Source organism: Fictibacillus sp. KU28468 (genome assembly GCF_026153615.1).
Taxonomy (GTDB): Bacteria; Bacillota; Bacilli; order Bacillales; family Fictibacillaceae; genus Fictibacillus_C; species Fictibacillus_C marinisediminis.
Genome location: NZ_CP110666.1, coordinates 4,110,777 through 4,134,998 on the forward strand (window position 1 = coordinate 4,110,777; position 24,222 = coordinate 4,134,998).

The window sequence follows — 24,222 nt, forward strand, 5'->3', positions numbered from 1 at the left end:
AGGGGCTGCATGAAGGTCAATTTTCGACTTTCTGGACAGCCCCTTAATTTTGACCTATTATCAACATTAAAGTTTAACAGAGCCAAAATATAAAAAAAGAGTGGAACGAATTTGCATTCGTTCCACCCTTTTTGCCCGGCAACGTCCTACTCTTACAGGGGGAAGCCCCCAACTACCATCGGCGCTGAAGAGCTTAACTTCCGTGTTCGGTATGGGAACGGGTGTGACCTCTTCGCTATCGCCACCAGACATATGTAGGTTTTTCAACCTAGTTTGAGGTATATTCCCTCAAAACTAGATAACTTCATCCAAACTTTCACTGATGCTAACGTCCAGCTCCATGAACCATATCCTCGAGGTCGTTTCAATCCCTCCTGCGAACACCAAAAACGTGTTCTCGTCAGGATCTCCAACGTTTGTCGGATATAAACGGTTCATACCGCTTTTGTTAATAAGGATAAGCCCTCGACCGATTAGTATCTGTCAGCTCCACGTGTCACCACGCTTCCACACCAGACCTATCAACCTCATCATCTCTAAGGGGTCTTACTCACTTGACGTGATGGGAAATCTCATCTTGAGGGGGGCTTCATGCTTAGATGCTTTCAGCACTTATCCCGTCCACACGTAGCTACCCAGCTATGCCCCTGGCGGAACAACTGGTACACCAGCGGTGTGTCCATCCCGGTCCTCTCGTACTAAGGACAGCTCCTCTCAAATTTCCTGCGCCCGCGACGGATAGGGACCGAACTGTCTCACGACGTTCTGAACCCAGCTCGCGTACCGCTTTAATGGGCGAACAGCCCAACCCTTGGGACCTACTTCAGCCCCAGGATGCGATGAGCCGACATCGAGGTGCCAAACCTCCCCGTCGATGTGGACTCTTGGGGGAGATAAGCCTGTTATCCCCAGGGTAGCTTTTATCCGTTGAGCGATGGCCCTTCCATGCGGAACCACCGGATCACTAAGCCCGACTTTCGTCCCTGCTCGACTTGTAGGTCTCGCAGTCAAGCTCCCTTGTGCCTTTACACTCTGCGAATGATTTCCAACCATTCTGAGGGAACCTTTGGGCGCCTCCGTTACAATTTAGGAGGCGACCGCCCCAGTCAAACTGCCCACCTGACACTGTCTCCGAACCGGATCACGGTTCCAGGTTAGAATTTCAATACAGTCAGGGTAGTATCCCACCGACGCCTCCATCGAAGCTGGCGCTCCGACTTCCCAGGCTCCTACCTATCCTGTACAAACTGTACCAAAATCCAATATCAAGCTGCAGTAAAGCTCCATGGGGTCTTTCCGTCCTGTCGCGGGTAACCTGCATCTTCACAGGTACTATAATTTCACCGGGTCTCTCGTTGAGACAGTATCCAAGTCGTTACACCTTTCGTGCGGGTCGGAACTTACCCGACAAGGAATTTCGCTACCTTAGGACCGTTATAGTTACGGCCGCCGTTTACTGGGGCTTCAATTCAGAGCTTCTCCCGTAAGGGATAACCCCTCCTCTTAACCTTCCAGCACCGGGCAGGTGTCAGCCCCTATACTTCGCCTTGCGGCTTCGCAGAGACCTGTGTTTTTGCTAAACAGTCGCTTGGATCTATTCACTGCGGCTCTCTCGGGCGTTAACCCTATCAGAGCACCCCTTCTCCCGAAGTTACGGGGTCATTTTGCCGAGTTCCTTAACGAGAGTTCTCCCGATCATCTTAGGATTCTCTCCTCGCCTACCTGTGTCGGTTTGCGGTACGGGCACCTCTTTCCTCACTAGAGGCTTTTCTTGGCAGTGTAGGATCAGGGACTTCGGTACTGTAATTTCCCTCGCCGTCACAGCTCAGCCTTCACGATTGCGGGATTTGCCTCACAATCAGCCTAACTGCTTAGACGCGCATTTCCAATCGCGCGCTCTCCCTACCTTCCTGCGTCCCCCCGTCGTTCAAACGGAAAGGAGGTGGTACAGGAATTTCAACCTGTTGGCCATCGCCTACGCCTTTCGGCCTCGGCTTAGGTCCCGACTAACCCTGAGCGGACGAGCCTTCCTCAGGAAACCTTAGGCTTTCGATGGACAAGATTCTCACTTGTCTTTCGCTACTCATACCGGCATTCTCACTTCAAAGCGCTCCACCAGTCCTTCCGGTCTGACTTCACCGCACTTCGAACGCTCCCCTACCACTGTACCCTAAGGTACAATCCATAGCTTCGGTGATACGTTTAGCCCCGGTACATTTTCGGCGCAGAGTCACTCGACCAGTGAGCTATTACGCACTCTTTAAATGGTGGCTGCTTCTAAGCCAACATCCTGGTTGTCTGGGCAACTCCACATCCTTTCCCACTTAACGTATACTTTGGGACCTTAGCTGATGGTCTGGGCTGTTTCCCTCTTGACTACGGATCTTATCACTCGCAGTCTGACTCCCGCGGATAAGTCTCTGGCATTCGGAGTTTGACTGAATTCGGTAACCCTGTGGGGGCCCCTAGTCCAATCAGTGCTCTACCTCCAGGACTCTAGCCGCGAGGCTAGCCCTAAAGCTATTTCGGGGAGAACCAGCTATCTCCGTGTTCGATTGGCATTTCACCCCTACCCACACCTCATCCCCGCACTTTTCAACGTGCGTGGGTTCGGGCCTCCATTCAGTGTTACCTGAACTTCACCCTGGACATGGGTAGATCACACGGTTTCGGGTCTACGACAACGTACTATGGCGCCCTGTTCAGACTCGCTTTCGCTGCGGCTCCGCCTTATCAGCTTAACCTTGCACGTTATCGTAACTCGCCGGTTCATTCTACAAAAGGCACGCTGTCACCCGTTAATGGGCTCCAACTACTTGTAGGCACACGGTTTCAGGATCTCTTTCACTCCCCTTCCGGGGTGCTTTTCACCTTTCCCTCACGGTACTGGTTCACTATCGGTCACTAGGGAGTATTTAGCCTTGGGAGATGGTCCTCCCGGATTCCGACGGGGTTTCACGTGTCCCGCCGTACTCAGGATCCACTCAGGAGGGAACGAAGTTTCAACTACAGGGCTGTTACCTTCTTTGGCTGGCCTTTCCAGACCGCTTCATCTACCCCGTTCCTTTGTAACTCCATGTTGAGTGTCCTACAACCCCAGAGGGCAAGCCCTCTGGTTTGGGCTGATTCCGTTTCGCTCGCCGCTACTCAGGAAATCGCATTTGCTTTCTCTTCCTCCGGGTACTTAGATGTTTCAGTTCCCCGGGTCTGCCTTCTCATATCCTATGTATTCAGATATGGATACCATCCCATTACGGATGGTGGGTTCCCCCATTCGGAAATCCCCGGATCAATGCTTACTTACAGCTCCCCGAGGCATATCGGTGTTCGTCCCGTCCTTCTTCGGCTCCTAGTGCCAAGGCATCCACCGTGCGCCCTTTCTAGCTTAACCTTTAACCGAATCAGCTTTTCAGCTGAATCGTTTCACATGATCGTTAGACCATGGGTCTTGCATAATCAGCGCACAACTAATGAATTAGTTGGCTTTGTTTGGATGTTTCGTTATCTAGTTTTCAAGGAACATGGCTACAACGCTGTGTAACCCTCTGTGTTACATGCACCGAGTAATCGCAGGTGCATATCGGCGTTGCCTTCAAGAGACAACTTTCATATTATACCGACTAAAAAAGAAAATATCAACTATATTTTCTAGTGGTGGAGCCTAGCGGGATCGAACCGCTGACCTCCTGCGTGCAAGGCAGGCGCTCTCCCAGCTGAGCTAAGGCCCCATCTTGTCTGTATGAAAATGTTATGGTGGGCCTAAATGGACTCGAACCATCGACCTCACGCTTATCAGGCGTGCGCTCTAACCAGCTGAGCTATAGGCCCATGCACCATATTATAGATGAGAGAAGTTCTCTCAAAACCAAACAAAAGCTCAGGTAAGTTCATGAGGCTACTAAGTGCACTCATGTCTCCATAGAAAGGAGGTGATCCAGCCGCACCTTCCGATACGGCTACCTTGTTACGACTTCACCCCAATCATCTGTCCCACCTTCGGCGGCTGGCTCCTAAAAGGTTACCCCACCGACTTCGGGTGTTACAAACTCTCGTGGTGTGACGGGCGGTGTGTACAAGGCCCGGGAACGTATTCACCGCGGCATGCTGATCCGCGATTACTAGCAATTCCGGCTTCATGTAGGCGAGTTGCAGCCTACAATCCGAACTGAGAGTGGCTTTTTGGGATTGGCTCGGCCTCGCGGCTTTGCAACCCTTTGTACCACCCATTGTAGCACGTGTGTAGCCCAGGTCATAAGGGGCATGATGATTTGACGTCATCCCCACCTTCCTCCGGTTTGTCACCGGCAGTCACCTTAGAGTGCCCAACTGAATGCTGGCAACTAAGGTCAAGGGTTGCGCTCGTTGCGGGACTTAACCCAACATCTCACGACACGAGCTGACGACAACCATGCACCACCTGTCACTCTGTCCCCCGAAGGGGAAAGTCCTATCTCTAGGATGGTCAGAGGATGTCAAGACCTGGTAAGGTTCTTCGCGTTGCTTCGAATTAAACCACATGCTCCACTGCTTGTGCGGGCCCCCGTCAATTCCTTTGAGTTTCAACCTTGCGGTCGTACTCCCCAGGCGGAGTGCTTAATGTGTTAACGTCAGCACTGAGGGTGGAACCCCCCAACACCTAGCACTCATCGTTTACGGCGTGGACTACCAGGGTATCTAATCCTGTTTGCTCCCCACGCTTTCGCGCCTCAGCGTCAGTTACAGGCCAAAAAGCCGCCTTCGCCACTGGTGTTCCTCCACATCTCTACGCATTTCACCGCTACACGTGGAATTCCACTTTTCTCTCCTGCACTCAAGTTCCCCAGTTTCCAATGACCCTCCACGGTTGAGCCGTGGGCTTTCACATCAGACTTAAAGAACCGCCTGCGCGCGCTTTACGCCCAATAATTCCGGATAACGCTTGCCACCTACGTATTACCGCGGCTGCTGGCACGTAGTTAGCCGTGGCTTTCTGGTCAGGTACCGTCAAGGTACCGGCAGTTACTCCGGTACTTGTTCTTCTCTGACAACAGAGCTTTACGACCCGAAGGCCTTCATCGCTCACGCGGCGTTGCTCGGTCAGACTTTCGTCCATTGCCGAAGATTCCCTACTGCTGCCTCCCGTAGGAGTCTGGGCCGTGTCTCAGTCCCAGTGTGGCCGATCACCCTCTCAGGTCGGCTACGCATCGTCGCCTTGGTGAGCCGTTACCTCACCAACTAGCTAATGCGCCGCGGGCCCATCTGTAAGCGTCAGCACAAGGCCGACTTTCAAAAAAGAAACAGGCGTTTCTCTTTATCATCCGGTATTAGCTTCGGTTTCCCGAAGTTATCCCCGTCTTACAGGCAGGTTACCCACGTGTTACTCACCCGTCCGCCGCTAACCTCAGAGAGCAAGCTCTCTTTGGTCCGCTCGACTTGCATGTATTAGGCACGCCGCCAGCGTTCATCCTGAGCCAGGATCAAACTCTCCAATAAAGTGTTTGATATAGCTCTTAAAGTTTAAAAATTGATGGGATTGTAAAATCCCTGACTTACCTGGCTTTTGTTTGGTTTTCAAAGAACTGTTATTCCGTCGCGTCCGATCAGCGACAAGGAATATCTTATCAAGTTTTGCTTGCTAAGTCAACAACTTTTTTCAAACGTTTTTTCGAAGAAAATTATGTATCAAAAGCAGCAACGTTTATTACTATACCAGCGATTCATAGAGTGGTCAACCTTTTTTAGAATAAAAAAACCAACTTATTTAAACAGCAGAAACCAACCGCTCCTGCAAGAACCCGTAATAAGGTTGAATTCCAATTGGTCCTAGGCTCCCAGGCCGTTTCCAACAAAGTTAAACTGTAGAAATTAAAGCGATGCCGACAAATGAATATCGATTGAACTTTCTTCCCAATTTCCTTCTTCCTTCTATTCTTATGTTCGACTCTCATTTGGCCGGTCTCCCTCAAACACCTCTAAAACAAAAAAGAACCTGGCAGACTTCTATCGCCCAGGTTCTTCGCTCTATTTTTTCGTTGCTTGTTTCAATAGTTCCATTTTGGTGGACCACACTTTTTTGCTCAGATCGACGAAATAGGTTTGCGGATTCAGCTTTCGCATGTGCTGTGGCCAGAACATTTTGATCTGGCTTTTATAATAAGATTTAATCTCTTGTACGGTTGGAAGTTCGTAAATCAGCTCTCCATCTTGGAAGACCGGCTTCAAGAGCTCCTCCGCTTGAAAACGATGGATGGTCTTATCTTTATAGGTCTCCACAGGATCAAACAGGTAGATATCTTTTTCGGGAAGCTTCTCTCCTACCATTGCAATGTAGTCTGCTTCCGCTTTTCCGGTATCTTCGTTCACAATCCGGTAGACGGTTTTAAAGCCCGGAGTTGTTACTTTTTCGACGTTTCCGGAGACTTTAATGGATGGAACGTATTCCCCATTGTTTTCACGGGCAACCAATTTGTAGACCCCGCCCAACGCCGGCTGATCGGCAGCTGTAATGAGCTGTGTGCCGACACCCCATGAGGTAATCATGGCTCCTTGTCCTTTTAATTCGGAGATGACATCTTCATCAAGATCATTTGAGGCAACGATCATAGTGTCGTTTAAGCCTGCTTCGTCCAGCATCTTTCTCGCCTGTATGGAGAGGTAGGCCAAGTCGCCGCTGTCGAGTCTTATTCCTTTTAAGGTTTTTCCTTTATCTTTTAATTCAAGACCGATTTTTATCGCGTTCGGAAGACCGCTTTTCATTGAATCGTATGTATCTACGAGAAGTGTGCTCTGATCCGGAAGGGCCTCGGCAAATTTTCTGAACGCATCCTCTTCACTCGCAAAGCTTTGGACCCAGGAATGGGCATGTGTCCCTTTTGTAGGAATGCCGAAGTATTTACCGGCAAGAAGATTGGATGTTGCATCAAATCCTGCGATATAAGCCGCTCTTGCTCCCCAGATTGCAGCGTCTGCTTCCTGCGCTCTGCGCGTTCCGAATTCCATGAGATAGTCTTCAGGCGCCACTTGCTTGACGCGGGCGGCTTTTGTTGCGATTAATGTCTGGTAGTTCATGAAATTCAAAAGAGCTGTTTCAATTAAATGGGCTTCGAAAATTCTGGCTTCCACCCTGATTAAAGGTTCTTTCGGAAAAACAATCGTTCCTTCTTTAACAGAAGCAAGATTGCCTGTGAACCTGAAATTCCTGAGTTCCTCCAGGAAACCTTCTTCATATTGCTCTTCCTGCTCTCTGAGGTAATTGATGTCCTCTTCTGAAAACTTCAGATTTTGCAGATAATATGCGATTCGTTCAAGCCCGGCAAATACAGCATAGCCATTGCCAAACGGGTTTTTGCGATAAAATGCTTCACACACGCATTTTTTGTTCTGTGTTCCGTTTTTCCAATGAGCATACATCATATTAATCTGGTACTTGTCCGTATGTAATGTTAGATCTTCATGCCGCATCATCATTCTTCACACCTTTCTCACCTTATTTTCCCTTAACTCACAATTCCTACTCTACTTCTTCTGCCCAAATAAAGAAAGCCCGGAGAAACGGTTTCTCTGGGCTTTTGATTAATATTCTATACCAGATTTGGTATGTGTTTTCTTGAATTCGGATGGGGCGGGATCAAAGTATTTCATCGTGAAGTTTCTGATGAACTCATTGTTCTGCAGATACCCTGAACCCCACGTCGGATCCATCGTCAGCCAGCGTCCATCCACTCTCGTCTCTATCCATGCATGATCCTGGCCTGCATACCCTGTAGCGACTCGTGCTTCCATCCCTCCTGCGCGTAAAAGCGCGATTCCGAGATAGGAAAAATCCTGGCAGACGCCTTTTTTCTCATGCAGTGTTTTAATCGCACTATCATCAAAGGCAAATGACCGCTGATTGAGCTTCTGTACATCATAGCGTACATTCTTTGCTACATACTTATACACGGCGAGCGCCTTCTCCTTGTCGTTCGCCTTGCCTTGCATCAGCTTTTTGGAAAGCCTTCCGATCTCAGGATCATCCGATTGGATGCCTCTTGACGGCAGTCGATAGCGCCCATCGTTCGGGTTCGTGTTTTCTACGTTAAAATGCGCCACGCCGGTAAAATGCTGAACATTGCTGTTGGCCGATGAAATTTCTGGCGCAAATACATTTACCTCATAATTGCCCGGTCCAAAACGAAGATAAAACGTTCCGTCAAACGTGTAATTTTCCACCGGGATGGCGTACATAGCTTCCAAACTTCCCTTTTTTGTCTGAACAAAAACGGTATCCGTATCTTTGGCATACGGAGCGTTTGGATCAATTTTCCCTTTTACCTCCTCCTTGAGACCTGTTTTTCCACCGCTTGCTGTCGGGGATTCCAGTGTATAGCCGCGTTCGCTGTATTCCTTTGAATATTCGATCGGCTGGGAGGTTACGCCTGAGGTGTTATTCACCTGCAGTTCAGCGGCCTGATTATAATAGTTGGCCATGTTCTGTGCAGGCGTCATGATCTTAAGGGTATGAACCCCTTTTCCAAAATAAAGCGGCAGACTGGTCTTGAAACGCCCGTTGCTCACCGGAACCATTACTTTGGTCACCTGTGGACCTTTTGAGATTTGTATCATGAGGTCTTTTGCTTTTTTATTACCGATCGATCCGCTCAAATTAACCTTGCCGTCTTTTTTCATATAACCTTCAATTGAAGAATCCAATTTGAGATTCTGCTGATAAGCGTTCTGTGTATAGAGAATATCTCTCTTCACTTCTGGATTAACATTCGTAACTTCCATTTCGGTAAGATCATAATAATAATCCTTGCTTTCTTCACTCGGCAGGCTGACCTTCACCTGGTAAGTCCCTTTCCCGTCGAAGAGCTGAACTTTTTGCTTGTACTTGCCTCCCTTGATCGGTGACAAATATTTAAAGTCGGGACTGCCGCCTTTTTCACTGTGAACCGTGATCAGCGCGCAATCCGATTTTAAGCGTTTCGTGTTTTTGATGTCGCCTGAGACGGTAAAAGCAGAGTTCACACTGAATTTACTATACTTTGGGCTGGTAAGAGTGGCTCCAACCTTTCTGCTGTATCCGCTAAGCTGCACTTGCTCCAAATCGGTTTTCTCATTATTCTTCTCTGCTGCTGACGTATACTTGCTTCCGGCCGGGCCTTCATCGATCTTCGGGTCTGCCGTATCCAACAGGCTGCAGCCTGGCACTACAATCAGCAAAAATGGAAGAATGAAAATGAGGAGGATTTCCCTCATCGTGTTCACTCCTTAATAATAACGCTCTTATTTTGCGATACTTTTATTTTACGCCATACCACCAGCTTATCCAAAGCGTTTTTCCTCGCCAAACCTCACAAATATAGAAAGAAAATCTTTCTTACTACTTTATCGCTGTTGTCCATTCAATATGACACTATCATGATATCCATCCTTTTCCAAAATACATACCCGCAGACAAAATAGAGATAAACGTAACCGGGCTTGAATGAAACTCTTCAATAACCTATGACGTATACTTGGTAAAATACTATAATGGTTATATTAACCACCTATACTTAGGGGAGTGAGGACGATAGAAACACGGGATAATCTAACACTAGAACTTACAAGGGTTGAGAAATGGGAAAAGGATCAAAAGGATCTCTGGTTTTGGGAGAAGCTGGGACGGATCCCCTTCATGTTCCTGGATAAAATCACACCCAAATTTCTGCAAGATAAAATGCTTCAAATTGTGGATGAGATCGGCAGCTATGTTCACAACGGGGGTAAATATTTGGTCAGTAAGAAATCCATCCTGAAAAAAATGAAGGAATTCGAGGAACTGCCAGAAGACTTTACAGCTGAAGAAATCGCAAATCTTCCTCTTGCGTCGATGGACAAGACCGCGTCTTATTTTAAAAGCTCCCGGGCCAAGATGGCAACGGTTCAAGGGGCAACGACCGGTATTGGCGGATTGTTTACCCTCGGAATCGATATCCCTCTTGTCCTTGGGTTATCGCTGAAAACCTTGCAGGAGATTGCGATCTCGTATGGATACGATCCTAATGAAAAAGAGGAGCGGATCTTTATCATCAAATGCCTGCAGTTTGCCTCTTCTGATTATGTAGGAAAACGTGCAATCCTGGAACAGCTCTCTATGACTGATGCGGAGCGTGACCGCCAGGCGATCTCTCAGCTGCAAGGATGGCGTGAAGTGATTGCTGCTTACCGTGACAATTTCGGCTGGAAGAAACTTTTTCAAATGGTGCCTGTAGCGGGAATTATCTTCGGGGCCTTCATCAATAAGTCCACCATAGAAGAGGTTGCGGAAACTGGAATGATGCTTTATCGGAAGCGGAGGATTTTAGAGCGTCTTCACCTGCTGGATGAGGAACCCTTAAATGAGTAAGGGGGAGCTTTTATCACTTATCCCCTGCCACCGCAGACATGAACGCAGCTTAAAAATAAAAGGAAAACCGATGGCACTTTGCGCAAGGTGCACCGCAATCTATGGTTCCTATCTGCTGCTTCCTTTTCTTTACTTTGTTCCGCAAGTACATAATCTTTTATTCGCTCTGCTTCTTCAGCTTCCGATGCTGATTGACGGCTTCACCCAAAAATGGAAATGGCGCGAGAGCAACAATACGTTAAGAGTTATTACAGGTTTATTGAGCGGCCTCGGCCAGTGCATGATGATTTGGTTTGCTGCAAATTTGTTGAAGCAGCTACTAAGCTGAAATTGATTAAGGGAGTGTTTTTATGTTTATTGCATTAATTATGACCATATTCACTACCATCATTGCAAGCTTCCAATTACTATTTTCCGGCCACGGCCTAGCTGGGGCCTCTCTGATCGGTTCTGGGACAGCGGTGAGTGCAGGAACAATGTACCTCTATCAAAAAAAGCATTCACAAAAGAAAAGGAACAAGGAAGAAACCACATTTTGTGATGAAGTCTGTAATCAGATTGACTGCTGTTAATCTAAAATACATCAACAAAGCAGGCTATTACAGCCTGCTTTGTTTGCTAAGTTGGGATATTTGGATTTTTAGTGTCATGAACATTAGATGAAGTTTCTTGCAGCCAAGCTTGTTTGCAGGATTCACTGACTTTCGGAATTACATATTTATTGATAATCGCTTCAATTTCATCATCGTCCAATAAGTTGTAAGTACACAAATAAGCTTTGCTCTTTAGAATGGACTTCTGATTCGTACGCAGTATAACATCCTTAAAGACCATTCCCGCAGGACGAGAACTGTGCCAGCCAACAGACATGCCCTGAATATCTGAAAACGGAATTTCTTTTCCTTTTCTCGTCACAAAGCCAGTGGGCTTAATTTGAAAGAGTATCTTATTCCCCCAAGCAATGGTCAATATTCTTAACAGAATTCCGCCAAAAAACAATAAGCCAACTGTTCCAATTAAAAAATTGAAAAAACCGCGGATTATACCCACATCCATTACAGAAGACATTAAGTAAAGTGAACCAGCAGTCAACAGCAATGAACCTACGACCATCCATTTAAGATTAAGACTGCTGTACGTCACCTGCACCCCGTTATCTGTTTCATTAACAAAATTCATAATTACCACCCGCTATTTTTTATTCACTTAGACAGAAAGAGAATTAAGACCTGCAATTTTCGATTCTGCCAAATCAGAAAGAATATTTCCTCCGCCACTTAATACTTCATATGTCTCCTCATTCTTTTTAATTACCCATGAAGAAACAGGATCACAAATAACAAACAATACATCTTCAATATCCGGTTCTCTGTTATCATCAAATCCTAAGACCAGCATACTGTTCATTTTTCCATGATTATAAGAAACGGCATTTGCAAAAATTGAAGCTTCATTATGGCTAGATAAAGTACATAAGTATGCCTCAAGATTTGAAGGTTCTTGTTCTGCTAATGTTAACATTTCCTCAAATTCCTCTTGTTTAAGTTCCAAAATTTTATCAGAGCCATTGCCCGTGTCCTTCAAGGAGAAATATTCTTTTAATTTAAGTAAAATTTCACCTTGGGTGACAATTTCAAACACATGAACTTGGCCTTCATGTATAACGGAATGGCAAATGCATTTCCTTCCTGATAAGTGAATGGAAATTGAACCCTGCCCTCCATCAGCTTCAAATCTCTATAATTTCAAAGATAAAGGAGAATAATTTAACGATTTGATCAGGGAAGAAATTTCCTCAGTTAATTGAAATCTGTGATTGTGTTCATCATACATCAGCAGTTCTTTGGACAGTAAGGAACGGCAAGAGGTCTGAAGCACCAGCTCAAACTGTTCATCATTTAACTCTTCAAAATAGGTTTGTCTTAATCCTATTGCTTGTTCAAATAATCCTTCACTGTAAAAACCATAGATAAGTTCATCTATACTAAGCGACACTCTATTCATTCATCATCACCTCTTATTCATTTTCACTACCAGCCAAACGAAAGCTTACTCGAGAAAAACTTCTTCCCTCCGTCAATGAGAGAGGATGCCGTATCCTTCACCTTGTCTACACCCTTTTCCACTGCATCTATTCCTTTACCTACTGCTTCCACTCCACCTTTAACCGTCTCTATCGTAGCGTGAATAGGTTCTTTCGCAATCAGTGCCGCATCTTCAAAAAAGCCTGCTGTTTTGGCTGCTACTTTTTCACCGACCATACTGCCTATGGCTCCTCCAATACTTGCTCCGATTACTGTACCTACAGGACCGCCGATACTTCCTATGGCCCCTCCGACTACGCCGCCGGCCGCCGTGAATCCACCTTCCACAATCAATGTGTTGGCTGCTCTTCCGACGGCTTTTGCATTTTCTCTTTTTAAGACGGCTTCATTTCCGCCATACTTACGGTAATTGTCTACAACATCCATTCCAAGGCCCACAGAAGCCGACCCGGCTGAGATAACCAAACCAATGGCGGCATTCGTCTTTCCAAACTTGGATCCCGCTTTAAGCAAATCTCCCGTATGGTTCTTAAGTGTATTGAGCATGCCAGTGTTTTTGATGCTGGATTTAAAATCCATCATGCCATTCGTAAATTTCGTCACATCATCCGGAAAGAATTTGGAGTATTTTTTATAAAGCAGGCTTTCTAAAGGTTCGTTTTTGTATTTAAACATCCCTCGTTTATTGGCCCATGTTCGGGCAAACGCTCTAAACTTGGAGTCATCGACAGACTTCAAGAGCTGCTGGTAATAACCATTATGTCTTACTTCCCACTTCCCATTTACCTTCACATATTTCGATAGTCCAGAAAGCTGAAAAAACAGCCCATGTGAGGCAATCGTGCCGGCTGCTACAAAGCCTTGATAATCGTTATAAATGTTAAACAGCTTACTAAACAAACTATCTTCCTCTTCAAACTTCTCAGCCGTATTTCTTGAATAGATTTCCGCTTCAGATATCTCATCTTTCAATTGTCCCACCAGATACTTGGACTGGGCATGATGCATGAATGCCCCCTGCATGGCAGTGTAGTACTCGGGTGAATAATGAGGTCCTTGAGACAAGGAATTTACCACATCAGACATTTTCTTATTCAAATCGTTCATGATCTCTTCCAGATTCATAATCTCTTTAACCATATCATCTGACATCTTATAGAGTTTGTCCGGCTGTATGGATATTTTCGTCATCTTGGGCCCCCTTTCTGAAGTTCCAGCAGTTTAAGCTGCTGCAGGCGTTCCTTTTCCAATAGATCATGCAGAATCTGTTCACAGCGCAGAGCCGCTTTGTTCAACTCGCTGCTAGTTTCCATAAATTCTGTGACCACCGAATTAAAAGCCTTGGTTGCATCCTGATACTTGCTGTTAAATTTTTCTTTTCGGTTTCCCGTCCACGTTCCCCCATTGAATTCCAGGGTCCCTTTCAATCTGGATTCACATTCTCTTACTAATCCTGCTGCCTGGCTATAGCCTTGAGCCATCGCACGAATTTTTCCAGAATCCATATATACTTCTCCTCCATTTCTTTTTATTCTAAAATCAGCAGGCAACTGCGCTGCCTGCTGATTAGGTTTTATACTTGTTCAGATGTCTCTGGCTCTTCTTGTCTTGTTTCTGTTTGAGGAGCTTCGGTTTGTGGTGTTTCAGCTTTCGGTGCTTCTTTTTGAACCTCATTATCCTCGGCTTGTGGCTTCGTTTCTTTTTGAGGCTCAGTGTGCTTCTGCTGCTTTTCTTGTGGAGCGTCGTCTCGTTTAACTGCCGGAGCTGAATTCTTTTTCAGTTCATTGATGGCGTCTCTCGCTTCATCACGCGTGCCTTTGCTGACATGCTTAGTCACAAGCAACGTTTGGTAGTATCTGACTGCTATTTTAAGATCATCTTCATTACCTTTAGCCTTCAAGTCATTGGCATGGTTTAGCAGGAGCTGGGCTTGGTATTGAAGTTCTGGATTAACTTTGTCAGACATCCATTCACTATCAGCAGCTTTATCAAGGTAATATACAGTTTTCTCACGGTCGCCATCTGCTTTTTCACGCATGCCTTTTTGGAAGTTATCGATCGCTTCCTGTCTTTCAATCGCCATAGCTGCTTCATTTTTCGGCATACCGGAAGCACTTGCAATCATTCGGTAGACTTTTAATAGATCATTATAGCGATCGTAATAATCTCCAGAAGTATGTTGGGCAAATAGAGCTCTTGCGGCGTCGCGGAGTGTATCCTCGTTTTGTCCTTTATTGTACATCTGGTTGGATTCACTCGCATAGAAGATCGCGTCATTATAGTTTTTGCCTGATAGCAGGTCTGCCGCTTTTCTTGAATACGCAAAGGCTTTCTTTCGGTTGAAAGCCGTTGCTTTGTCGGCTTCATTCACTCTAGGCGTTGTGCTCAGCAATTCATAAACGCTTTCTTCTTTTTTCATATCTGCTAATTTATATTTTTCAGCAGAAGAAAGGAGTTGGCCGGCAATCTCGTTCAGTTTTCCGGTAGAAGCACTGTTTTCCCAGCTCTGAACAGATTCAGAAGCAAGGATGACTGCTTCATTTAAATCGTTAGAAGCCGCTTTAATCGCCTGGTGCATTAAGAAGTAAGCGTCTAAATGGGCTGCTGCCTTCTGATCGACATCATCAGAAACCCCTGTTTCTTCGGTCAGGATCTGATAGTTGTTGATGATCTCTTGTTTGTTTGCTGTATAAGCAGCCTGTGCACTTGCAAGTTCGTCTGTTTCTTTTAATAGCGCCTCGCTGGCTTTATCTACAACCAGCTTAAAGCCGCCGAGCGGGAGGTCTGTACCGACATAATCCCCGCCCTGTTCAACAACTTGAGCGTATTTTTTCTTATCCAATAGTTGTTTAAGAGCCTCAAGTTCATGGCCTGCTGGCAGCGGTTCATACTGCCCTGGCTCTCTTGTTCCAGCTTCTGCTCTTTCCTGCTCTACTTTGCTTGCTACAATTCCAGCTTTTAAGTCTTTAGCGCTTTGGCTGTATGTCGGAGAGTACTGAGCGAGCATCTGGTATTTATTTAGAGCCGCTGCGATGTTGGTCGCTTGCTCCTGATGTGCAGCTTCCATTAATACTTTGTCTGCTTCGCTGTATTCGTTCGGATTCAAATCTTCTTTCGGATGCTGATCATTGTATTTTCCAATGTAATAGATAACTTGCTGTGCCTTTTCGGCATCAAGCGTTTGAGGCTGATCTCCATTACCATCACCAGGGCTTTCAGGATCAGCCGGCTTGCTGAGGTAAATAGCAATCTCCTGCTCTGCAAACTTGGAATAAAGATCGGCTCTGATTTCGTCCTGAAGTTTTTTCAGATCTTTATTTTCAAAACCAAGTGATGTGATCATCTGAAGGTTGGACAAGCTGTCAGACGTCATCATTTGCTCTTGATATGCTTTTGTTTTTGCATCTGCTGCAGCTTCCACAACCATCTTGATCAAGTCATCATATTTTTCACTGTCGGGTTTAATTTCTTTTTGCCCGTAGTACATGACATTGTAAAAATCATCGTTGCCGCTGTAGCTGTCTAAACGCTCGTATAAAGATTCCGGAACGACAAGCGCTACATCCGGGAACTGGCTGCCAGGGTCTTCTCCGCCCGGATCACCAGGGTTGTCTGGATCCCCTGGATTTCCTGGATCAGTACCTCCACCAGGGTTATCCGTTCCCGGGTCCGTGCCTGGATCAGTGCCTGGATCTGTACCTGGATCTGTACCTGGATCTGTACCTGGATCTGTGCCTGGATCTGTGCCTGGATCATCCGTTCCAGGATCAATGACCGGTGGAAGAGTTCCATCATCAACCGGCGGGGTGATTACCGGATCGGTTGGAATTGCAGGCGGTATAGGTGTTTCAATGACCACTTTATCCGAGTCTACAATTAATTGAGCAATTGGATTTTTAGGATCAGATGCGTCTACGAGATACACTGGATTCTCGGTGTCGTCACTGAGTACAAAGCCATCACTGTTATTGCTGTTAGGAGACAGATCTTCGCCTTTACTATCTGGTTTGTTGTTCCGGTCATCTTTGACTTGGTTATCGTCTGTGTTTAGACGGATATCTTTACTTGCCTTGCTTGTATTACCTGGTTTTTTAGCTAATTCTGAACTTGCTGTCTCAGAAGTTTGGTTCGCTTGCCAATAATACGTTCCTGTACCGGCAAGTGCCACAAGCAATGCCGCAGATGATGTCAGCATTACCTTTTTGGCTTTGGGGCTGAAAAAACTTTCATTTTCCTTTTCTGCCATGGTTGTCCCTCCCTAAATCAAAACCTTTTTCACTTTCATTTCTTTAATACGTTCTTTTGCAAGATTCACATCAGTGGGGTCTTCATTGATCTGGATGACCTTTTTAAGCAGCGGTAAAGCCTTCTTGTAATTTTTTTCTTTAATCTGGAACATTCCATAAACGAAGTAGGCATGTCCGTAGACCGGGTTCTGCTTAATCACTTTTTTATACGTCGCTTCAGCTTTTGCCTTATCTCCAACTTTTTCATATAAAATCCCTGTATTCAGTATCGTGTTTCTCTCTTGAATTCCTAAATCAGTTACTTGATTGTAAGCATTTAATGCTTCTTTATATAAATTTTGACTTTTCGCCTTTTGCCTTTTATCTTCAGCAAACAATCCATATTCATAGTAAAGCTGGCCGGTCAGATTTAAATAATCGATATTCGTGTAATCTTCACGCAGCAGACTGTTCGCTAACGATATGGCGTTCTCGTAAGTTTTGGTCTTTGTTGAGTCATCGGTCTGATTGGTTTTATTGTTGTTGATATACGCCTCAATCAGTTTCTTTATATATTTTTTATTGGCTGGGTCAAGATCAACCGACTCCTCAAACGAATCAACAGCTTCCGTACCCTTACCTTGCCTCTTGTAAAGGTCCCCTTTTAAGTAGGCGACAAAGGCTTTCGATTTGTTATCCTTGCCTTGCAGCTGCTCTACCAGTGTATTGGCCTTTTTTAACTGGTTGATGGAAGCATAGCTGATGACAAGATCCCTGATTGCGTCCTGATGATACTTATTCTTTTTGTCTTTGTAGGCCGCTTCATAATAAGGAATGGCCTCATTGTAATTCGTCTCTATAAAATAGGCCCGGCCCATAAGATAATTGGCTTCTGTATTTTTGGGTGAAAGCTCTTTTTTCAATTTCAAATCACTGAGGTACTGAATGGCCTGCTGATTTTGTCCCTGGCTGATATAAATCGTCGCCATCTTCGTGTAAAGATCCTCTGTCGGCTTCTTATCAATCGCTTTTTGGATATACTGCTGTGCCTCGCTGTACCTTCTCTGTGAAAAAGCTTCAGTGCCTTGCTGTATGTAATCGTGCCACTTTTTCTCTTGAGAAGCTTGGTACATATAATAAAGTCCGATTCCGAGGCAAACAGCTGTTACCGTCCCGGCCATCCATTTCCAGTTATTGAGTAAGAACTGTTGAACATTGAATTTAGGACGCTCAGCTTTTCGCCCCTCGAGCGGTTCGGCAAGCGCTGCAGCTGTCGCCTTCTCCTGTTCCTCTGCGATCTGTTTCAGCTTTTCTGCCGTTGACTGCTGTTCCGCTTCAGCCCTGATCTGATTTTGAAGCTCTTCGATGATGATGGACAGCTCTTCTTTGGTCGTAAAATCCACTGAAGGAAGCTGCGTACAGCGGGTATAAAAGATAAGTGCGGTATTCCAATCCTGGAGCTTCTCAAAATGCTGGGCCGCTTCGAGATAATTTGCGGGAACCAGTTCAGGCCGGCTGTTTTCCTCATCGTCATCCAGCAGCATCTGCAGCTCTTCCACAACAGCCTTCTGCTCCGGAAACTGATTCATGATGAATTGATACTCACTGTGCGCTGCTTTTTGGTTGCCAAGCCCTTCAAATGCTGCTGCAATCTTAAGCAGTGTATCAAGACTCATCGTCCCCAGCGGAACAGACGGTTTCTTGGAGGCCATATACTTCTCATAGCTGCTGCTGACAAAATTTCTGACATGTTCAGGGAAAAGGCCAAACCATTCAGAAAAAGAAGGGCATTCCTCAAGGTTTTTGCTTTTCCATGTCTGCTTAAACAGCTGTACGGCTTGTTCACCAAGCGTTTCCTGAAGCGCATGGAGCAGCTTTTTGTACCGTTCGGTTTCACTCTGCATCTCATCGGTATTAAAATAGCTGAAATCGTCCGCCTTTAGCTTGCGGACCTCTTCCAAATGCCATGATGCCATTTCCACAATGAGCACTGCTCCTGCAAAACGATCCGCGTTCTTGGACCAGACCCCATCTTTTACATAGTTTGCTGCATAGCCGGGTGATCCGCCCGGCAGCGCTTTCGGTTCGCTAAGTTCCGGCGCGTAAAGCTCTTCAATATCGATCAGTTCGATGTCTGCAAATATGGGCCAGGCATGCTCTTGAAGAAACGGAAGAATGACATTGCTCGAAGATAGATCGCAATGGGCGATGCCCGCTTCTTCCAGCTCTTTCAGAAGGAAAGCCAGCATACAGGAGATGCGGAGACACGTTTCTTTTGAAAGGGTCTGCTCTTCCATCAAAATGTCTGCCCATGTAGGACCATCGATCCACGGCATGATCAGGGAATATTCCAGCTCATCAAACTGTCCGATGAGCCTCGCGTGCTCCCCTTCCTCAATGACAGAGCGCAGGCAGGCAGACAGTCCGTAAAACGAAGAATAGTTCTTCAACTGCTCGGAAAGACGGACCTGATTTTTGTTCTTGAATCTTTCTCTGAACACCTTCAGAGCGGCTTTGTTTCTCGTGTTGTCCTCTTTAATCTGATAGACTGTTCCCTGCCGTCCTTCCTGCCCGTAAGGTATATCGATCCCCTGTACGGCAGGGTGCTTGGGAAACATATATCTTCTTTTAAACAGGCGTATGCTTTCTCCGACTTCCGGCTGAAAACTCATAATGCGAAAACCCCTATCCATGCAACCATTAGGCTATATAATTGCCAATATAATACATTCTCTTTTTTCGACAATATTAAACCATAAATCTAGTACTATATGTATTATTTTACAAAAAACGTTTACAAAAATATACAATACTTTCTTAACTTACTAGCTGGTTCTGCACAATGCATCTATTGCAAATCCCAACAAAAGGAAAAAAACAAAAGCTGTAATTAGCATAGCAAACCTTGTAAGCAAGCCGTTCCACTTATACACAAAAGCCGAAATACAATGATCGTAAACATTCTCGGCAGAGCTTTCAAACAATCGTTTAATTCCTGAGAAACTGAAGATAAAGAGTACGTTATATACCAAATTGGAAGCGAGTATAAGCACTAAAAAAAATAAAAGTCCACCTGCTGCCTGCTAAATTGGAATCACCCAAAACAAAAGACCAGCCAAAGGAATTGACTAGTCTTTCTTGTTTGCTTGAAATCATAGATTCCTTATTGTGCGTCGACTGTGCGGAAACGAGTTGCGATTTGACGAAGCTCTTGGTCGATGTTGTCAAGTAACTGCACATAAGCCTCCATGTGGCGGCGGGATTGTTCGAATTGGTCGAAGAAGCGTTTTTTCGTTGCTCCATCCCATTTACCTTCAAGTGATTGAAGTGCTTGGTAAAGCTGTTGTGTTTGAGTGCGGCTGTTTTCAGATCCAGTTCTAAATTTCGATGCAATTCCTTCTAGTTCTTCTGGTGTTACGAGAATTCTTACTGACATTCGTTTCATCTCCCTTTTTTCCATTATGAGGCAAATATACAATACATTTACCCAGTTAGATACATCTTAAATCCATTTTCATCCTTTTTTCCTAGCATAATTGGTAACAATTTACCTATATATAGTAAGCTACGCTTCAAAAACATGGTTCTTTTCACGGACTAAAGTCTCCCATTCATTTCGTTCTTCAAGCGTAATAAAAGGAAGAGCGGCTTTAATCTTCGTATGTTTTCCTTTGATGATGTAGCCGTCCCCTGCTGAAAGCTCTTTATCAGTTTCCGTATGAGGCAGGCGCATATTAAAGAAATACAGATCATTGCTCAATGTAGAACCCAGCAGGAATCCGGCAAACTTTTTCTTGATGTTCATGAACCAGCCATCATGCATATAGCTGTTCATGCTTGTAATCGAACCTGCCAGCATAAAGTGGATGTTCTTCTGGCGTGCCTCTCTTGTCAGCTTCTCAAGCTGGTCTTTGATCTCAAAATCCATATTCATCTGCTGCATAAAGTTTTCCGCATCATCGATCATGATGACAACAGGAGGATAGGAATTTTCTTCTTGCCCGTTCCCCCATCCGAAGGAGAGGCTGTCGCTTTTTCTTTCCTCCATCTTGGCATAAATCTCGCTGAACAGCTCTTTTGCCTGCATGAAATCTGCTGCATAGCCCTTCACATGAGGAAAGGCCGCCATGCTCATGATGCCTTTCGTCTGCGGCTCCATCTCGATTAAATAGAGATCAAGCTGATCGGCAGGGTTTTGGTACATCAGCGATAAGGCCAGCGTTTGGAGAAGCGACGTTTTCCCGGATTCCACACGGCCCGTGACAAACACATGGTCTGCATCATCCAGATCGAGCGACTGGATGTCCAAGTCCTCTACATCAATACCATACGGGAGCAGTTTCGAATCGGCCGTCGGAAACTCGTCCAGCAGCTGGTTTAAGGAAATTTCGCGAGGAAGCATCTGAATTGGTTTTGCCCGTTCTCCTTTCGCCTCGTCCGCCATCTTTCCGGAAATCTCCCGGATAAAGGATACCTTTTCAAGCTCACCCCCTCCGTTATAAGGAAGCATCCCCTGAAAGATATGGGGCGGATTGTGTCCCTTCACAAACCCGCGGCCTTCCGGCAAGTTGGCCGCAGCAAAATTCGGCCGTCCAACAGCATAGTAGTAATCGGTATGGTCAGCCAGTTCAAAAGAGACCATGGAGGCGAAGTTGCTTCTATAGCGCTCGTACATGTCGTTCGTCTGGTTTGCCGTAGCGAACGTAAGGATGCCGTAAGTCGCCCCCTCACGAAGGATCGTTTCCAGCTTCTCATTCTCAAATTCAAACGTTGACCGGAACCGGTGATAACCGTCAATCACGAGCAGCAGGACAGGCAGTGATTTTTTCGTAATGCTGCGGTACGTTTCGAGCGAGCTCACCCCTTCATTGGAGAATAGCTCTTTCCGCTTCGCCAGTTCTTTCAGGAAATAACGGAACAGTCTCTGCATTTTTTCCGTATCTTCTTCATGTACGACCCCGCCGACCTGCGGAAAACGGGCAAAGTCTTTCAACTGCCGGCTAAAGTCCACGATGTACGTATGCAGATCGCGTGGACCATGCTGATAGAACAAGGAAAGAAGTGTGGACTGCAGGAACGTCGTTTTCCCGGATCCAGGCATCCCGAATGCCATCAGGTGTCCTTCCTTCAGATCCAGCTCCAATGGATACTGAGCTTGATTGCCCACATCATCAATGATGCCGACTTTCGGCTCCATCCACTTTTCGCTCGATTCCCAAGCACCGGAAGTCCAATTCTCGGTTTCTATCAAATCGGAGATCGGAAGACTTTCAGGCAGCGGCTGCAGCCAAGGACCCGGCAGCGGATGAACATTGTTCTTCTCCGCTTCTTCCTTCATATGCCGGATTAGCACTTGAATCTGCTTTTCTGCGGTCTTGCCTTCTGTCTTGATTCTTTTTTGCACATCATCAGTTCCATCGAGTTTCACTTCGGAAATGGTGGCAATATTGGCCTCTTCCTCGTTCTCAGGATGATACCCTGCCCCGCTCCAAGCGGATTGGAAGTATTCCAGTACTTCGTTGTTGCCGACCTGGAAATAGGCCCGTCCAGGAACGTTGATGCTCGCAGCGTTTGGAATCTTGATCATTTCGCGGCTGTCGTTATCATCCTGTACACGCAGACAGATGCGGAAACGGGAGTTACTCCAGATCTTCTCATCCACTACTCCGGCTGGTTTCTGTGTAGCGAGCAGAAGATGGACGCCAAGCGTACGCCCGATCGCGGCGATCGAAATCAGCTCATCCATGAATTCTGGCTGATCTTTTTTCAGCTGGGCAAACTCATCAATGATGATGAACAAGTGAGGCAGCGGTTCTTTTGTCTTCCACTCGGATCGGAAGTATTCATCAATATGCTGAATGTTGCCCGCCCGGTTAAACAGCTTCTGACGCCTCTCCAGCTCAGCTCGCAGCGATACCTTCGCCCGGTTGATCAGGTTAGGATCCTCCAAGTTTGTAATGGTCGCCACGACATGCGGCAGTCCTTGGAACGTATTGGACATTCCGCCGCCTTTATAATCGATGAGCATGAACGCCATATCATGCGGGTGGTAAGTGGCCGCAAGAGAAAGAATCATCGACTGGATGACTTCACTTTTTCCTGAACCGGTCGTGCCTGCCATCAGACCATGCGGACCATGGCCTTCCTTTTCAATCTTATCGTGGATGTTCAAATAGACCGGTTTGCGGCCTTCTCTGACTCCAATCGCGACAGGAAGCGTAGTCGGATAGCGGTTTTGGCTCCACTTGGACACAACATCCAGTTCTTCTACTTTTTTCACGCCGTACATATCCAAAAACGGCAGAACCTTGGGGATTACTCCTGCAGAGGACTGCTTCACCCTTAGCGGTGCAATCATACGTGACATCGTTTTTGCCTCGGTCAGCGTAAAGTGGTCGATCGCTATTTTTTCAGAGCCAGTAAAGTAAACCACTTCATCCTGGTCATTGGAGAACGTTTCATACAATTGAGCCACACCGTCTCTCACTTCAACGATCAGTTCGCACTCCATCGGCAGTGCTTCTTTCGTCGGAGCAAGCAGAATGGCAGATGCGCCGATCGAATCTCCCTGTTTTAAAATGAGCGGCAAGAGGGAATCATCCTCCAGCAGAGAAAGGCTTGGCAGGAAAAAGACATATTCAGGAATATGAACAACGCCATCATTTTTTCCATCATTTTCAAGCTTTCTGATGTTGAGGCTGCTGTACAGCCTTTCAAACAGCTTCTGTGTCATCAGCTTTCCTTCAGCTACATACCGCCTTTCCCGGTCCTCATCCCAAACGTGAGGCAGCCATTTCATCCAGCTCCACTGTTCGCTTTCGATTTCATGATAGGCACTGACAAGCTTCACTTCTTCCGGAGATTGGTGGGTGACAAGCTGAAGAGCCAGTACGCGGGCCATCTCCAGGATATCCGCACGCTCCCCGACCAGTCCGACCACGCGCTTTTCCTGAAGCGGGATCGAAACCGGGACATTCTGCAGCTCACGGTAATCGGTCTGCAATTTTTGCGCTTCCGCAATGAGCGGATTCACATCATAACCATCCTGTGCCGGTACTTCAATCTCCATTTTAAATGGACGAGAACCGAGGCCGAGCCTCAAGTCCATAAAGTCTTCAGAATTATAGGCGCGCTCCCATAACGAACTCTTTCGGTCTGCGACCCGGCGTACACAGTCCTGAGGATTCGGATCTTTTTCCCGAAGAAAACGGGACTGCCTGTTCTTCAGGTCTTCAATTTCTCCATGATGCTTCTTAATCTGTTGGTAATACTCATTGTGCAGCTGCTCCACTTCAAGCTTGTATGCTTTCTTCTTTTTGAAAAAAAGAATGATCGTCGCAATATAAGAGCCGAGCATCGGAATACTCATCGCCATCATAAAAATGGCATAGCTCGCACTGTTGTACATCGTTTTTGAAATATAGTACATGATTCCTACGGTTGCGAGCGTCAGAAAGATTGGAATGATCATGGACTCGAATGAAAATTTCGGCTCTGCCGGTTCACCTTTTGGACGATGAACGACCATCCTTCCTGAAGGCATCGCGAGCTTTAACCGCGGAGATCGTTTAAAATACGGCGACTTCCTCATCTCGTTCTC

General features: G+C 46.1%; 14 protein-coding genes, 2 tRNA genes and 3 rRNA genes. 3 read left to right on the plus strand and 16 right to left on the minus strand.

Going from position 1 to position 24,222, the window contains the following annotated elements:
- Positions 1-133: 133 nt before the first annotated feature.
- The 7 genes from rrf to OKX00_RS21790 form a co-directional block, all read right to left on the minus strand.
- Positions 134-249, minus strand: a 5S ribosomal RNA gene (gene rrf, locus OKX00_RS21760).
- 204 nt (positions 250-453) lie between these two features.
- Positions 454-3,391, minus strand: a 23S ribosomal RNA gene (locus OKX00_RS21765).
- Between the two features lie 261 nt (positions 3,392-3,652).
- Positions 3,653-3,728, minus strand: a tRNA-Ala gene (locus OKX00_RS21770).
- 23 nt (positions 3,729-3,751) lie between these two features.
- Positions 3,752-3,828, minus strand: a tRNA-Ile gene (locus OKX00_RS21775).
- 94 nt (positions 3,829-3,922) lie between these two features.
- Positions 3,923-5,472 (minus strand): 16S ribosomal RNA (locus OKX00_RS21780).
- Together the 16S, 23S and 5S rRNA genes with 2 tRNA genes alongside form the textbook arrangement of a ribosomal RNA operon.
- Before the next feature lie 528 nt (positions 5,473-6,000).
- Positions 6,001-7,440, minus strand: coding sequence for a nicotinate phosphoribosyltransferase (locus OKX00_RS21785; RefSeq protein ID WP_265410612.1), 1,440 nt, complete (start codon positions 7,438-7,440; stop codon positions 6,001-6,003).
- Between the two features lie 111 nt (positions 7,441-7,551).
- Positions 7,552-9,219: a transglutaminase-like domain-containing protein gene (locus OKX00_RS21790; protein ID WP_265408834.1), complete on the minus strand. Its 1,668-nt coding sequence runs from the start codon at positions 9,217-9,219 to the stop codon at positions 7,552-7,554.
- Between the two features lie 307 nt (positions 9,220-9,526).
- Between OKX00_RS21790 and OKX00_RS21795 the strand changes: the two genes are divergently transcribed.
- The 3 genes from OKX00_RS21795 to OKX00_RS21805 are packed head-to-tail and all read left to right on the plus strand — an operon-like array spanning position 9,527 to position 10,923.
- Positions 9,527-10,351, plus strand: a complete 825-nt coding sequence (locus OKX00_RS21795) for an EcsC family protein (protein WP_265408835.1) — start codon at positions 9,527-9,529, stop codon at positions 10,349-10,351.
- The gene (locus tag OKX00_RS21800; protein WP_265408836.1) at positions 10,344-10,679 is read left to right on the plus strand and encodes a DUF2085 domain-containing protein; all 336 of its coding nucleotides are present in this window, start codon (positions 10,344-10,346) and stop codon (positions 10,677-10,679) included. Before OKX00_RS21795 ends, OKX00_RS21800 begins: the two co-directional genes overlap by 8 nt.
- Positions 10,680-10,701: 22 nt before the next feature.
- The gene (locus OKX00_RS21805) at positions 10,702-10,923 is read left to right on the plus strand and encodes a hypothetical protein (RefSeq protein ID WP_265408837.1); all 222 of its coding nucleotides are present in this window, start codon (positions 10,702-10,704) and stop codon (positions 10,921-10,923) included.
- A 46-nt stretch (positions 10,924-10,969) separates the two neighbouring features.
- Here OKX00_RS21805 and OKX00_RS21810 read toward each other — a convergent pair whose 3' ends face one another.
- From OKX00_RS21810 to essC, 9 genes are all read right to left on the minus strand, one after another.
- Positions 10,970-11,530 (minus strand): DUF5381 family protein, encoded by a 561-nt coding sequence (locus OKX00_RS21810; RefSeq protein WP_265408838.1) that lies wholly within the window; start codon positions 11,528-11,530, stop codon positions 10,970-10,972.
- Between the two features lie 27 nt (positions 11,531-11,557).
- A complete protein-coding gene (locus tag OKX00_RS21815; protein WP_265408839.1) occupies positions 11,558-11,992 on the minus strand; it encodes a hypothetical protein in 435 nt (144 codons plus the stop codon).
- Positions 11,993-12,088: 96 nt separating this feature from the next.
- On the minus strand, positions 12,089-12,355 hold the full coding sequence (locus tag OKX00_RS21820) for a hypothetical protein (RefSeq protein WP_265408840.1): 267 nt from the start codon (positions 12,353-12,355) through the stop codon (positions 12,089-12,091).
- A gap of 26 nt (positions 12,356-12,381) precedes the next feature.
- Positions 12,382-13,587, minus strand: a complete 1,206-nt coding sequence (locus OKX00_RS21825) for a hypothetical protein (protein WP_265408841.1) — start codon at positions 13,585-13,587, stop codon at positions 12,382-12,384.
- Positions 13,584-13,901 carry a WXG100 family type VII secretion target gene (locus OKX00_RS21830; RefSeq protein WP_265408842.1) on the minus strand — a complete coding sequence of 106 codons (318 nt, stop codon included), beginning with the start codon at positions 13,899-13,901 and terminating at the stop codon, positions 13,584-13,586. The genes OKX00_RS21825 and OKX00_RS21830 overlap by 4 nt, the downstream gene beginning before the upstream one ends.
- Before the next feature lie 68 nt (positions 13,902-13,969).
- A complete protein-coding gene (locus OKX00_RS21835) occupies positions 13,970-16,642 on the minus strand; it encodes a hypothetical protein (protein WP_265408843.1) in 2,673 nt (890 codons plus the stop codon).
- A gap of 12 nt (positions 16,643-16,654) precedes the next feature.
- The gene (locus OKX00_RS21840) at positions 16,655-19,294 is read right to left on the minus strand and encodes a tetratricopeptide repeat protein (protein ID WP_265408844.1); all 2,640 of its coding nucleotides are present in this window, start codon (positions 19,292-19,294) and stop codon (positions 16,655-16,657) included.
- 491 nt (positions 19,295-19,785) lie between these two features.
- The gene (locus tag OKX00_RS21845; protein ID WP_053356030.1) at positions 19,786-20,058 is read right to left on the minus strand and encodes a WXG100 family type VII secretion target; all 273 of its coding nucleotides are present in this window, start codon (positions 20,056-20,058) and stop codon (positions 19,786-19,788) included.
- 129 nt (positions 20,059-20,187) lie between these two features.
- Positions 20,188-24,213 (minus strand): type VII secretion protein EssC, encoded by a 4,026-nt coding sequence (essC, locus tag OKX00_RS21850; protein WP_265408845.1) that lies wholly within the window; start codon positions 24,211-24,213, stop codon positions 20,188-20,190.
- Between the last annotated feature and the right edge of the window lie 9 nt (positions 24,214-24,222).